Origin of the sequence: Thermococcus sp. (assembly GCF_027052235.1) — an archaeon.
Lineage (GTDB): Archaea > Methanobacteriota_B > Thermococci > Thermococcales > Thermococcaceae > Thermococcus.
In genome coordinates this window covers 1-13,016 of the sequence record NZ_JALUFF010000084.1, presented here as the reverse complement: position 1 = coordinate 13,016, position 13,016 = coordinate 1, and the positions used below count along the sequence as shown (strand labels likewise).

The 13,016-nt window shown below is 50.8% G+C and carries 13 protein-coding genes and 1 tRNA gene; 3 read left to right on the top strand and 11 right to left on the bottom strand.

The features are described from left to right. Positions 1-26: 26 nt before the first annotated feature. The 8 genes from MVC73_RS10585 to MVC73_RS10550 form a co-directional block, all read right to left on the bottom strand. A complete protein-coding gene (locus tag MVC73_RS10585; RefSeq protein ID WP_297510849.1) occupies positions 27-1,163 on the bottom strand; it encodes a hypothetical protein in 1,137 nt (378 codons plus the stop codon). Between the two features lie 134 nt (positions 1,164-1,297). Then, positions 1,298-1,504 (bottom strand): 50S ribosomal protein L24e, encoded by a 207-nt coding sequence (locus tag MVC73_RS10580; RefSeq protein ID WP_015859485.1) that lies wholly within the window; start codon positions 1,502-1,504, stop codon positions 1,298-1,300. A 2-nt stretch (positions 1,505-1,506) separates the two neighbouring features. Then, positions 1,507-1,719 carry a 30S ribosomal protein S28e gene (locus tag MVC73_RS10575; RefSeq protein WP_297510846.1) on the bottom strand — a complete coding sequence of 71 codons (213 nt, stop codon included), beginning with the start codon at positions 1,717-1,719 and terminating at the stop codon, positions 1,507-1,509. 68 nt (positions 1,720-1,787) lie between these two features. After that, the gene (rpl7ae, locus tag MVC73_RS10570; protein ID WP_297510844.1) at positions 1,788-2,159 is read right to left on the bottom strand and encodes a 50S ribosomal protein L7Ae; all 372 of its coding nucleotides are present in this window, start codon (positions 2,157-2,159) and stop codon (positions 1,788-1,790) included. A gap of 131 nt (positions 2,160-2,290) precedes the next feature. Further along, the gene (locus tag MVC73_RS10565; protein WP_297510943.1) at positions 2,291-2,914 is read right to left on the bottom strand and encodes an HVO_0476 family zinc finger protein; all 624 of its coding nucleotides are present in this window, start codon (positions 2,912-2,914) and stop codon (positions 2,291-2,293) included. Positions 2,915-2,972: 58 nt separating this feature from the next. Further along, entirely contained in the window at positions 2,973-4,823 is a 1,851-nt protein-coding gene (locus MVC73_RS10560) for a prenyltransferase/squalene oxidase repeat-containing protein (RefSeq protein WP_297510841.1), read from the bottom strand. 2 nt (positions 4,824-4,825) lie between these two features. After that, a complete protein-coding gene (locus MVC73_RS10555) occupies positions 4,826-5,608 on the bottom strand; it encodes a hypothetical protein (protein WP_297510839.1) in 783 nt (260 codons plus the stop codon). A gap of 175 nt (positions 5,609-5,783) precedes the next feature. After that, entirely contained in the window at positions 5,784-7,679 is a 1,896-nt protein-coding gene (locus MVC73_RS10550) for a phosphoadenosine phosphosulfate reductase family protein (protein WP_297510836.1), read from the bottom strand. Between the two features lie 119 nt (positions 7,680-7,798). Between MVC73_RS10550 and MVC73_RS10545 the strand changes: the two genes are divergently transcribed. Both MVC73_RS10545 and MVC73_RS10540 read left to right on the top strand, forming a co-directional pair. Continuing rightward, on the top strand, positions 7,799-8,755 hold the full coding sequence (locus tag MVC73_RS10545) for an SPFH domain-containing protein (RefSeq protein WP_297510940.1): 957 nt from the start codon (positions 7,799-7,801) through the stop codon (positions 8,753-8,755). A gap of 5 nt (positions 8,756-8,760) precedes the next feature. Beyond that, complete coding sequence (locus MVC73_RS10540) at positions 8,761-9,183, top strand: NfeD family protein (protein WP_297510937.1); 423 nt, start codon at positions 8,761-8,763, stop codon at positions 9,181-9,183. On the opposite strand, the gene MVC73_RS10535 is transcribed toward MVC73_RS10540, so the two are convergent. After that, positions 9,184-10,428: an amidohydrolase gene (locus MVC73_RS10535; protein WP_297510833.1), complete on the bottom strand. Its 1,245-nt coding sequence runs from the start codon at positions 10,426-10,428 to the stop codon at positions 9,184-9,186. A 216-nt stretch (positions 10,429-10,644) separates the two neighbouring features. On the opposite strand from MVC73_RS10535, the gene asnS reads away from it, so the two are divergent. Further along, positions 10,645-11,937 (top strand): asparagine--tRNA ligase, encoded by a 1,293-nt coding sequence (gene asnS, locus MVC73_RS10530; RefSeq protein WP_297510830.1) that lies wholly within the window; start codon positions 10,645-10,647, stop codon positions 11,935-11,937. Positions 11,938-12,132: 195 nt separating this feature from the next. On the opposite strand, the gene MVC73_RS10525 is transcribed toward asnS, so the two are convergent. Then, positions 12,133-12,240, bottom strand: a tRNA-Met gene (locus MVC73_RS10525). Positions 12,241-12,258: 18 nt separating this feature from the next. After that, positions 12,259-13,016, bottom strand: a 758-nt coding sequence (locus MVC73_RS10520) for a helicase C-terminal domain-containing protein (protein ID WP_297510828.1), incomplete at its 5' end; no start/stop codon positions are given.

Genomic DNA, 13,016 nt, shown 5'->3' with positions numbered 1-13,016 from the left:
CTCATAAAAATGAAAAGAAAACAGGGTCAGCCGACCTTAACGTACCATGTAAGGGCTGTCCACTCTTTATGAATTCCTATGGGAAGAGCGTATTCATTATCCGAGAACTCTCCCGAAAGTTTGATTCTAATAACGGCATGCCAGTTCCCATCGTGGAGGGCTCTTTCCAGGACTTCCCCGCTAGATGCCACCATAATACCCACAGCATGTTCTGATGTTTCAGTATACATTCCCCCAGTTCCTAGCGTATTTATTGTCCATACTGCCGGAGGGTCTATTGAATCTCCGTAAACTTTGTAGCCACCAACTGCCAGTGAGTATGAAACTGGCCCGACACTTACTGGGACGGTTTGATAGCGATTGATAACTCCTATAGGGCCCATATCATCCAGGTGTCCATTGAGTGCTGGATTAATACCCCAATCATGAACTATCTTGATTTTTCTTATTCTGTAGTCACCATACCCACTGATCCCCTGTCTTTTTAACAGAATTCCTGGGGTTATCCTGTATATGCCGTGACCACTGCGATCTTTGGTACAAGCGAAGGTTTCTGTGCGCGGGTCGTTGTCTTTCCATAGTCCCCACATGTAGAATTCGGCGTAAAATTTTCCATAGGGGGGAGCATCATATCTAAGTCTCTGTCTTCCAAAGTTGTGCCAGTAGGGTTCACTTTCTCCGGTGTAAACTTTCACGTTCCCGTTGCTGTCCACGGTTTTAACTTCCCACCCCTCTAGGACACCGACCTTTTCCCTGGGAATTACGTCAGGCTTGAACTTCGGTGCCCTTTTGCTCCACTCAAAAAGCTCACTCCTGATTCTGTCGGGCAGTATTGGGGCTCCACTTCTTGTTGCGGTGATGAAAATGTCAACCCTTCCATCATTGGTTACCTTTATTCCGTAGCCGGTTATGACTGAACCTTCTGGGAGCTCTGGAATCGAATAAGCATATAACTTGGCGTTTGGGGCGCTTTTCTCAACGAGCTTTGGTATAGTCTCCTTCAAGAACTGAGTGCTTATGGGCAGGCCTTTCTTGGGATAGAGGATGTAGGCGGTGTAGTTCTCTCCTGCAACCTTCTGTATTGCTGGGGTGCCATACTGGACGCTCTCCTTCGTTGGGTATGTTGAAGCAATAAGGAGACTTCCAAGCAGAACTCCGAGCATAGCCCATGCCGCTTTCTGTCGCATCCAACCCCCAAAGGGTGTCATCTAAAGGAACTATTTAATTCTTCCGCTCTTCCAAAATTAAGGGGTGGTAGAAATATGCATTGAATTAAAATTACTAAAGAAAAAAGAAATCACTTCCTCCTCTTGGCCCTCTGGAGTCTGGCCTCCTGGAAGGCCTTGGTCCACTTGAGCTTTCTGGGATTACGCCCCATGAAGTAGAGCTTCTCACACTTGCTGGAGCAGAAGAAGAGCACTCTGCCGTCGTTCCTGACGAACATCTTTCCAGTTCCCGGCTCGAACTCCCTACCGCAGTAGGAGCAGACGTTCCAGCGGGCCATCCTCATCTCCTCCTCCTGATTTCTCTTGCCTCACGCTCGGTTTCTCTGAGTATGACTATGTCGCCGACGCGGACGGGGCCTTTGACGTTTCTTCTTATTACCCTGCCCTTGTCGCGTCCTTCGAGAACCCTGACCTTGACCTGAGTAACGCCACCGGTGACGCCTGTTCTTCCAACTATTTCAATAACCTCAGCGGGAAAGCCTTCGTCGCTCATCTCTCACACCCCTTGGTACCTCGCGGGGATGACCTTAAACCTTTTGGGTGAAAGGGAGGAGAAGGAGCTCACTTCATGAGCTCCCTAACCTTCATAGCTATCTCCTCAACGAGCTCGCGGGCCTTGCCGGGCTCGATTATGGCAACGCTGGCAGCCGAAACCTCAAGCCCGGCAGCGGCACCGAGCTCCTTCTTGCTCGGAACGTAGATGTACGGGATCTCCTTCTCCTCACACAGCGGTGGAAGGTGGGCAACTATCTCCTCGGGATCAACATCCTCGGCAATTATAACGAGCTTGGCCTGACCCCTCTCAACAGCCTTGGTGGTCTCGTTCGTGCCCTTCCTTATCCTTCCGGTGTCCCTGGCTATCTCAACGGCCTCAAGGGCCTTCTCGGCAAGCTCCTGCGGAACCTCAAATTTCACGTAGCTCGGCTTCGCCATCTTTCATCCCTCCGAAACCTCATCGTTCATCCGTTTGCAAGCCCGAATCCGGAGGAGAATTTAAAAGGGTTTCGATATCAGCAGCGGCCAAGCTCCTCATCCCGGGGGGTCAGGAAAAGATGAAAGCCTCATCACCGGCCTTCACTCGACTCCTTTCGGTAGCCCCTGTAAAGTTCAAGGCTTCTCCGGGCTCTGGCCTTGGGAATGTGGTGGCCCATTACGGCCACTATCTCATCGGCCCTTGCCTTTCCGTGAGTGAGCATTTTTCTCTCGGTCTTTATCTTCTCTATCCTGAAGGTGTAGCCGCCGACCTCGACAACCTCACCAACGGCGAACTCTTCATCCCGGGGAACCTTAACGCGGAAGGCTTGGGTTATGCCTTTCGGGAGGTAGATGGACACCTTGATGACCTTCGGATATGTCAGGCTCTCGCCCCAGAGTGTTTTGACTTCCTCGACCTTCGCCCGGTTAACGCGCCTGTTCTCGTCGAGCTCTATTCCAGTGACCCTGACCTCGTCCTCTTCCGTCTCAACGATGTCTCCAACCCGGATTTCCTCACCCTCCGGGAGCTCCGCGAAGGTTTTGAAGCTGACCTCATGCTTGCTGACTATGAGGGGAACCTTAATCAGCTTCGGAAGGGTTACATGCCAGACGTTGCCGCAGTCGTTACAGCGGAGAGTTAGTTCCCTCCCGCGCTCCCTTATCACTTCAACGTTCTCGCTACCGCACTCGGGACATACGAAGATTTCCTCCATTTTCCTCACCGGTGGGAGAAAAGGAAACGGAGTTTATAAAGGTGAAGGTGAAAACTGTTCAATTAATAGCTCCTATTAGTTCCAAGGTTCTAAGGGCATAGTAGGTTTCCTGCAATCCCCCATAGCTTTTCTCTCCCCTATAGAACAAAAAGCCACCATACTTGTATTTTAAAGAATGGATAAAACCTATCAAACTCTGAACGTCTTCTGGACAGTAGCCCATGTAGGCTAGTGCCCCCACTGCTCTATACGTGTTGTAGAGATCTGGATAACCCCAACCGCCATCATGCTCCATGCTGAGTATGAATTTAGCTGTCGTCTCATTAGTGTAATCGTATCCCAACGCATGGAGCAGCAGTACCGCGTTCTCTGTCCTGTAGAGGACCAGTACCGTGTTATTAGAAGGGGGTCCAAATGTTCCATCGGGATTTTTTAAGGATAAGACATTTTGGATAAGACGTTTTTTAGTGTCCTCCCCAATTCTTACCCCGGTTGCTCGACCTAAACGGAGAAGGGCTATCCAGCCCGTGTCCATTAGGAGGGAGTTCGTCCTGTTGCGTAGGTACAACTCTGTTAACCGAGCTGTTTCATTTCTCAGGTAGTCCTTATCTACAGGACTCAGGGTGATATTTAATGCCCTGTAAGTCATGTAGATTGAGTATAATGGGCTTGGATCATCTCTGGAATAAGGCCATCTGTTGTATAACGCACGGGACAGATACTTAGCTATTGCTGTTCTGTTGAGGGGTATTCCGATTTTCTTGGCAACGTAGACTCCCATGTACGTCAATATTGGCCCACAGGACTTTTGAAACGTGAAAGCGAAGCCTCCAAGAGGACTTTCCCAGCTGTGTATGAACCCTATTGTTTTTTTATCCGGTCTTTGGCCGAGTAAAGCGATTGTCTTTACAGCATAGTACGTTCCCTGGAACTCTCCGTAGTTCTTTCCAAAAAGGTTAAATCCGCCATCAGGTAGCTCTTGAGACATTATATAATTGTAAATCTCCCCTGAGATGGTGTTGTTCAGGAGATTGTACTCACTAAGCACTTGAGTAAGTTTAGCCACTATAAAAAGAGGCGGTTTGCTCTTAAGTATCTTCCCGATATTTTTGGACAGGTTCTCGATAAAGGCGACATCTTCCCGATACTCCTTTGTTTTTGTATAACTGACCCCCATACTCTTCAAGCACTTAGTATAACTGATAAAGTTAAACAAAAACCCCATTAAATTAAGCCCTTTGTATTCCCAGGGTGGTGTGAGATTTTGAAACCTTTCTAGGCAATATTCTCGGGTTTCTTTGAGATTGCTCAGGTTATAGCCGAGAACCTGTAAGAGTTCCACAGACTGAGGTGTAAAGTCCCTGCCATCATACACAAAAGAGCCATTTTTCTGTTTCATATTTAATATGAATCTCATGATTTTACTCGGGTTCTTTGGGGATGAGTTTAGCATTTTCAATGTCATAACTCCATAATACACTATCCAGAATGGGGTAATACCCGCATCATAGTCAGTCGTCGTATTTTTGAAGAGATTGCCTTCATTGTTGTGAAGCCATTTTATAGTCTGAAGTCTGTTGTAAGGAGTTTGATTTATCATTTTTAGCGCTGATACAAAATAGTACGTTGAAACAATATCGGGGGTTATTGTATCATCGATTTCCGTAAAACCTCCCTCTGGACATTTAGCAAGATGCAGTCTTTTTGATGTGTAATTAATCCATTTTTGGGCAAGAAACGTGGAGAGATTAAGAAACCCTGGAAAACACTCAAGCCGGGATTTCACCTCCTCATTCCCAATAGAGTTGCCCTCTCTGTGAGTATTCCATCCGTTGAGAGATGTTTCCCAGAATACCCCCAACAACAAAATTAGAACTAAAAAAGAAGAGAAGAAAACCCTTTTCTTCATTCTCACAGCCTCCTGACTTTGATGACGTTAGCTCCTTGTATGTAGTTTGTGTTTCCTCCCACGGCACCGAAATAAAATTGACCCGTGGTGTGGTCCTCCACACGCCATATACCAAAAATTGCAGTTGCCTCTATGTTGTCAAAGTTCACTCCAGCGTTGTCTGTGTTGTGGAGGGTTATACTGTACTCTGCTTCATCTGAGGTTCCATAAAAACCGGTACCTAAGGGGATTGAAACAGATACGGAACCGCTGAGGGCAACGAACTTTAACCTAACTCCCAAGGTCAAATCTTCTGCCGGATAATCTTGGGACCACCAATAGTCGTATGGCTGGATCCAGCAAGCTGCGGAGGAGTATCCACCAACTGTCACTACCGAGAACTGATCATTCTCTATGGCTAAATATGCATACGCGGAGATGTAAACATCTCCTTGATGAGGTATGCTGAAAGCCTTTCTCTGTTCATAGTCAGAGTTTGGTCCATATAATTGGCTTGATATCCCAGTTGATTGTTTGTGCCTGAGAGAGAAATACTTGTTAACTGCCATGAAAACTTCTTTCCTGTCCATTCCAGGAGTATTGGGAATTTGCACCACCCCATTCTTCACAAACACTGGGATTTTCTGGCCATTTACATACACTGTGACTGTGTATGTGTTGACTTTGACTTCAGGTTGTTTGCTGTAGCTGGTGGCACTCACTCCATGGAGCATGGCTCCAACCAACAGCAGAGCCATAAACCATGCTAGTTTCTGTCGCATTCGCCCCCCCAGATGGGTGGTCACTTGGGTATGATGTGCTAGAGTATTTAAAATTTTCGATTTTGTTATGAAGCTCTATGTTTGGTATATATTGTCTAAGTCTTATTATACATGATTGTATTATTTCCCCTCAAGGAACTTTACGTATGATTAGGAATCAACAAAGTGAGAGGGTAAAAGGAAGAGCAAAGTTGCCTCATCAAAGCTGGCTCCCCTCCTCGGGATTCTTAATCTTCAACAGCGGGCAGACTTCCATGCACTCCCGGCAGTGAACGCATCTATCCCAGTCCACCACTATCTTCTTGCTCCTCTCGTCTATGCTCAGCGCGTTTTCAGGGCACTTCCCGACACAGACGCCACAGCCGACGCACTCGTAGGCACGCTTGACGAGATAGTAAGCGTTCCACGCTTCTTCCTCGTTCGGTGCTCTGGCTTTCTTCGTTCCGGTCAGGAACTCGACCCCTCCCGCCTTAATAACGTCCCCCTCAACGGTAACCTCGCCGAGGATTGGGGCGACCTCAAGGAGGCGCCTCCTGTTGAGCACCGTGTTGAACTCCAGCTCGTAACCCTCTGGTGTTTCCCTTATCTCAACTCTAACCGGCTCCCACGAGCGCTCCTCTGGGATTTCAACGCCGAGCTTCCTCGCTATGGCCCTCTCGCCTTTGCTCAGCCTCTTCCAGCGCCAGAAGCCGTAGGTAATCCACTCCTCGGGAAGGTTAAGGCGTTTCCTCCAGTAGTCCAAGGCCTTAAACCACCTCTCCCACAGTTCGGGCTTTTCCCTCTTGAGCCTCTCGAATTCCGCCAGAGAAGCGCTCGGACAGAGGAAACAGCCTATCCTGTCAAAGCCCCTCTCGTAGAGCGGGTTGTACGGGAGTTTCCTGCTGAAGATGTAGAGCCAGACCTCTATCGCTCTCCAGTGGAATATCGGCGATGCCCCAATCTCGTTGGGCACCCACTCGTTCCTCCATACGCGGGGCTGTTTAAAGCGCTTTATGCTCTCGTACTTCCTCTGGCCGACGAACATGAGGACTCCTTCGGGATAGTTCTCCTTTATAGCTAAAGTTATCGGGCCGAGCTTCGTTACCTTACAGCACCAGCGGTAATCGCGACCTGGCGGTGAGAAAACGTATAAAGCCCTCCAGAAGGCATCTCCAGCATCGGCGACTATGAACCTTATTCCCTTTGGCTCAAGCTCCTTCCTAAGCCTCTCTACGTACTCTACCGTCTCGGAGAACTCTATGCCCGTGTTGTTGAAGAAAACCGTAAAGCCCTCCCCAAACTCCTCCAAAGCCAGCCCGAGAACGGCTAAGCTGTCTTTTCCGCCAGAAAAGGCAACCGCCACGGGAAGGTTGGAGTACTTGCTCGCAACGCGCCTCATGAACTCTCTAGATTTCATAACCTTCTCTTCCAGCGCTATACTGTTTGCCCTGAGAACGTCCTCCATTGTGGCCTTTCTGCCCTCGCGGTACCTAACCGTTTTCTGCCTCTTCGGTTTAACCCCAGTTCCCCTCTCTCCTCGGATTAAAGCCTCGTAGTCCTTCTTCGCTATTCCAGTGGCGAAGACCTCGCCGTCCTCTGAAACGAGGATCACCTCGTCGTTCACCCTTATACTGGGGTCCGCCTCAAGGACACCCACAGCCAAAAGGTTCGCCCCTTTCTTTATTGGCTCCACCGCGCCTTTATCGACGATCACCCACTTCTTCATTTTCTTTCCGTAGAGCTTCCAGAGTGCTATTGCACCTTCAACCTTTAAACCGGCTCTCCACCTGAGCTTGATTGGGTCGAACTTCACGTAGCCAAAGACGTAGCCGTCAACGATTATCTCATAGGCATCGTCCTCACTCGGAAGCTTGTTGAGGAGGACAATCTTTCCGTCGAGAACCTTGCCTACATCAACGCCGAAGTGCTTTTTAAAGACCGAGCGGATGAACTCGATGTCCTTTTCAAAGGCAAACCTCAAGTCACCGGGTGGAGTTATGTCGAGCCTAAAAACACCCTCTTTCCCATGAACAGCACAGGCATCGCCGATGAGCGGAACGTTGCACTTCTCGCACCAGTTTATATAGGCTTTACCGAGGAAAACCGGTCTTCCCATGCTCTCACCTGAGGGTGAATGGAGGGGAGGTTTATAAGTTGGGCGGTTCGATTTCAAACAAGAAAAAGTTTATAAGCATAAACACCAATTGGAGGTGAGATTTCCTTGGGGTGATAGTAATGAGCTTTGCAGGTGCTGTTATACTAATCCTCGGGGTTTTTCTTCTTGTGATGCTCCTCCTGAGCGTAAAGGTGATAAGACCATACCAGAGGGGGCTCGTGGAAAGGCTCGGAAAGTTCAACAGAATCCTGGAACCGGGCATCCACTTCATAATCCCCTTCATGGAACGCGTTAAAGTTGTGGACATGCGCGAGCACGTCGTTGATGTTCCCCCTCAGGAGGTCATCTGTAAGGACAACGTCGTCGTTACCGTCGATGCAGTGGTTTACTACCAGATAATCGACCCGGTCAAGGCCGTTTACAACGTCAGCAACTTTCTGATGGCGATAATCAAGCTCGCCCAGACGAACCTCCGTGCCATAATCGGCGAGATGGAGCTCGACGAGACCCTTTCCGGGAGGGACATAATCAACGCCCGCCTTAGGGAAGAACTTGACAAGATAACCGATCGCTGGGGTGTCAAGATAACCCGCGTCGAGATACAGCGCATAGACCCGCCGAAGGACATCCAGGAGGCGATGGCCAAGCAGATGACCGCTGAGCGTGAGAAGAGGGCCATGATACTCCTCGCTGAGGGCAAGAAGGAGAGCGCCATAAAGGAGGCTGAAGGTCAGAAGCAGGCGGCTATCTTAAGGGCCGAGGGTGAAAAGCAGAGGCAGATACTCATAGCGGAAGGACAAGCCCAGGCCATCAGGAAGGTTCTTGAGGCCCTTAAGATGGCCGACGAGAAGTATTTAACCCTCCAGTACATAGAGAAACTGCCGGACCTGGCGAAATACGGCAACCTCATCGTGCCCTACGACACGGAGTCTCTGATAGGCCTCCTCAGGATACTCCAGAAGGTTAAGGAGACGCCCATATCCCCAGCCCCTCCCAGTGATAAAAACGAACCTCAAGGAGCCGAGGATAATATGAGCCCCGAAGACATTAAGAAGCTCAAAAAGCTGATGGAGTGAGGGTTATGGAAGCTCTCCCCCTTTCCCTTTTAATCCTGGGCCTGCTCATAATTCTCCTTGATATGATGGTCACCGCCTTCATAACGCCGATAGGCGTGGCCTTCGCCACCCTCGGAATCCTCCTCGGATTCGGGCTCGGCTTCACCGAGAGCTTTGTCCTCTCGCTCATAGCCTCGGTTATAGCATATTTCCTTGTTGGCCACTACATCAGGAGAGACATCAGGGACATTGGAGCGGAGAAAAAGAAGTACACCTTCGAACTGAAGGGTAAGAGGGGCAGGGTCGTTGAGATTGGAAAGGAACACTACATCGTGGAGCTCGATGGAGACAAATGGATAGCGATTCCCGAGGACGGCGAGCTGAGGGTGAACGATACAGTCGAGGTCGTTGACGTCGATGGAGTGAAGCTGATAGTTAGGAAGGTCTGATCAAGCTCCAACCCCGGAAAGCTCCTCCAGAGTTTTTCCAGTGAGCGGGAAAACGCCGTTCTCGTACACAATCCTGCCATTTACAACCACAAGCTCTATGTCACTACCCCTAGCCGAGTAAACGATGTGGGAGTATAGGTTTCCCTGTGGGGTGAACCAGGGACTCTTTGCGTTCAAGAGGACCAGATCAGCCAGGTAGTCGGGCCTTATGAGTCCCGCCTTGATGTTCAAGGCTCTAGCGCCTGAAATAGTCGCCATCCCGAATAGCTCCCTGGCAGGAACCGAGTGAGCTCTTCCGGTAGTTATGTTTGCAACAATTCCGGCAGTTCGCATCTCAAGGAAGGGATCTAAGATTCCGGTCGGGTTGGGGGAGTCGTTGCCCAGAGCGACGTTAAGGCCGATACCGAGAAGCTCCCTGAGGTCAACGGTTTTTCCTTCAAGTTTTGCGTTGCTCGTCGGACAGTGGACGAGTGTTGAGCCGGCCCTTGAAAGCGTTTTGAAGTCGTCTTTTCCCAGATAAACGCCATGAACCCCGATCAGCCTTTTCCCGAGGATTCCTGCCCTGGAGAGCAGTTCAACGGGGGAAAGGCCGTAGCGCCTTTTCACATCCATAACTTCGGCCCTGCTCTGGGCGAGGTGTATGTGTATCACCGCCTCATCGTCAAACTCCCCGAGCTCCTTCAACAGTTCAAAGGAGACCGTGTTTGTTGCGTGTGGTGCTAGGGTTGGTCTAACGAGCCCATCCTTTCCCTTCCAGCGTTTGAAAAAGCGAAAGCCCTTCTCGGGGCTTGCGTGGGGAAAGTCAACCTCATCCATAACCGTCTGCCCGATAAAAGCCCTGATCCCGAACTTTCTGGCGATTTTAGCTATCTCCTCAGCAAAGAAGTAGTGGTCGTTTATAGTTGTCGAGCCGTTGGCAATGGCCTCACCAATTCCAACCTCTGCCCATTTTCTAATCTCCTTCCCAGTCCATTCCCGCTCCATAGGCCATATAATCTTTTCCAGCCACTCTTCCGTTGGCAAATCTTCACCGAGCCCTCTGAACTTTGCCATCGCCACGTGAGTGTGGGCGTTTATGAAACCGGGCAGGATGAGGTAACCCTCACCCCCATAGGTCTCATCGACCCCAAACTCTCCTAACTCCTCGATCCCAACAACGGCCCTTATCCTATCGCCCTCAACGATAACTGCACGTCGGGGCCTTACACCGAAGTAATCGAGGACCGTTCCGAGGAGAGCGAACATACCCTCACCGCTGGATGTATGACAGGTAAATACTTAAAGGTTTTGACGTATTGACACCAAAATGCCCAAAGGGTTTAAATCGTGGAAGGAGTAGCGAACACCATGCCACACCTGATACTCATTGAGGAGAGCCTGAGGGCAATCTCACCCTGGTTCAATCGCCCCTTCTGAGGTTAGCGTTATAAACCCCCTGCCCGAGTTTTCGGAGGTGGTGTTATGATAGATAAGGTTTACTGCGCTGATGTTAAACCCGAGATGGAAGGAAAGAGGGTTAAGCTCGCCGGATGGGTTTACAGGAAGAGGGAAGTCGGGAAAAAGGTATTCGTAGTGCTCAGGGATTCGAGCGGAATCGTTCAGGTCGTCTTTTCAAAGGATAGAAACGAAGGGGCTTACAGAACTGCCAAGAAGCTTGGCCTTGAGTCCAGCGTGATAATTGAGGGAACCGTTAAGGCCGACCCGCGCGCTCCTACTGGCGCGGAGGTTCAGGCGGATAAGCTCGAAGTAATCCAGAACGTCGAGTTCTTCCCGATTACAAAGGACGCGAGCCAGGAATTCCTGCTGGATGTGAGGCACCTCCACCTCCGCTCGCCGAAGGTGGCGAGCATAATGAAGGTTAAGGCCACGCTGATGCAGGCAGCTAGGGAGTGGCTCCTTCAGGACGGCTGGTACGAGGTCTTCCCGCCGATACTTGTTACGGGAGCGGTTGAAGGTGGCGCTACCCTCTTTAAGCTCAAGTACTTCGACAAGACAGCCTACCTAAGCCAGTCAGCACAGCTCTACCTTGAGGCGGCAATCTTCGGCCTCGAAAAGGTCTGGTCTCTCACGCCGAGCTTCAGAGCTGAGAAGAGCAGGACGAGAAGGCACCTCACTGAGTTCTGGCACCTTGAGCTTGAGGCGGCATGGATGGACCTCTGGGACATCATGAAGGTCGAGGAAGAACTCGTAAGCTACATGGTGCAGAGAGCCCTTGAGCTCAGGAGGAGCGAGATTGAGCTTTATAGGAAGGATTTAACTACCCTCAAGAACGCGGTTCCGCCTTTCCCGAGGATAAGCTACGATGAAGCTATAGACATACTCCAGAGCAAGGGGGTAAACATAGAGTGGGGCGAGGACATGGGGACCGACGAGGAGAGGGTTCTAACGGAGGAGTTCGAGAGCCCCTTCTTCGTCTACGGTTATCCAAAGCACATCAAGGCCTTCTACATGAAGGAAGACCCAAGCGACCCAAGGAAGGTTTTAGCCGCTGACATGCTGGCTCCCGAAGGCTACGGCGAGGTAATAGGCGGTTCCCAGCGTGAGGACAGCTACGACAAGCTCGTGCAGAGAATCCTTGAGGAGGGTATGGACCCGAAGGACTACGAGTGGTACCTGGATTTAAGGAAGTACGGCTCGGTTCCGCACAGCGGTTTCGGCCTTGGCCTAGAGAGGCTAGTTGCCTGGGTCCTCAAGCTAGACCACGTGAGGTGGGCGACGCTCTTCCCGAGGACCCCCAGCAGGCTCTACCCGTGATAATGTTTGGACGAGCGCTGGCTGATTTTTACCCCTTAAATTTTTACTGAGGTGAGATTCCTGAAGAAGAGTTGATTTTATAGCCAATAAGCTGTCAGCGAGCGTTTTAAGGGTTTCGCATAGGGGCAATTCCCAAGAGATTGGCCCTGCAAAAGAGACACAAGTCCCGATTAAATTTCATCGGAAGGTTTGCTGTGGTGCCGGGGCGGGGCTTTGAACCCCGGACCTCTCGGTTTCTCAGGCTCCCCCGAAGGGGAGCGGCCCTATGAGCCGAGCGCTCTGACCAGGCTAAGCTACCCCGGCACTGCCCGAGCGCTCGACCTATACCTCCAGTAGGGTATTTTTAAATCTTTCGGCCCAGAAGCGACGAAGGTGAAGCCTCATCTTGGTCAAATCAACGGCCCTCATGGTTTCCCTCATCCAGTCGGGCAGGTCCTTCCTCACGCTCCTCCAGAGGACGCGGTAGTCAAGGATAACTATGCTCCCCCTCTCCTCTGCCGAGCGGTGAACCCTTCCAGCTGCTTGAACCAGCTTCCTGTGGGCTGGTAGATAATAGCCGTAGTAACGGCCCTTCCCCGGGAACTTCTTCTCGAAGTACCTTATCTGGGCCTGAACCCTTGGGGTTGGCCTCGCGTAGGGTATCCCTACGAGGATCACCCCGTTCATCTCGTCCCCGCTGTAGTCCTGCCCCTCGCTGTTCCTCCCACCCATGACCCCGAGGAGGACAGCACCGTTGGCCTTTGCATGGGCCTTAAACTGGGCAACCAAAAGATCGTTTTCCCGGGAGGACGCGCCCTGCTTCTCGACGAAGACGGCCTTTCCAGTTTCCTCAATGCGAACCTTCAGGTTTGCCGAGAGGAGCCCCCGAAGAACCTCGTAAGAAGCTGCAAAAACCCCGACGTTTTTGGGGATTATCTTTACCGCCTCGACTATGTAGTCCGCCATCTTCCGATAGAGTGCCAGGGAGCGCTCATCTCCTCTCGTCGAGACGTCCTTGGCAACCAAAACCTGTGCGTTTTCCCTCTTCACCATCCTCGGAAACTTCTTGAGGCGGGCCTTCTCAATGCCCATAACGTCGC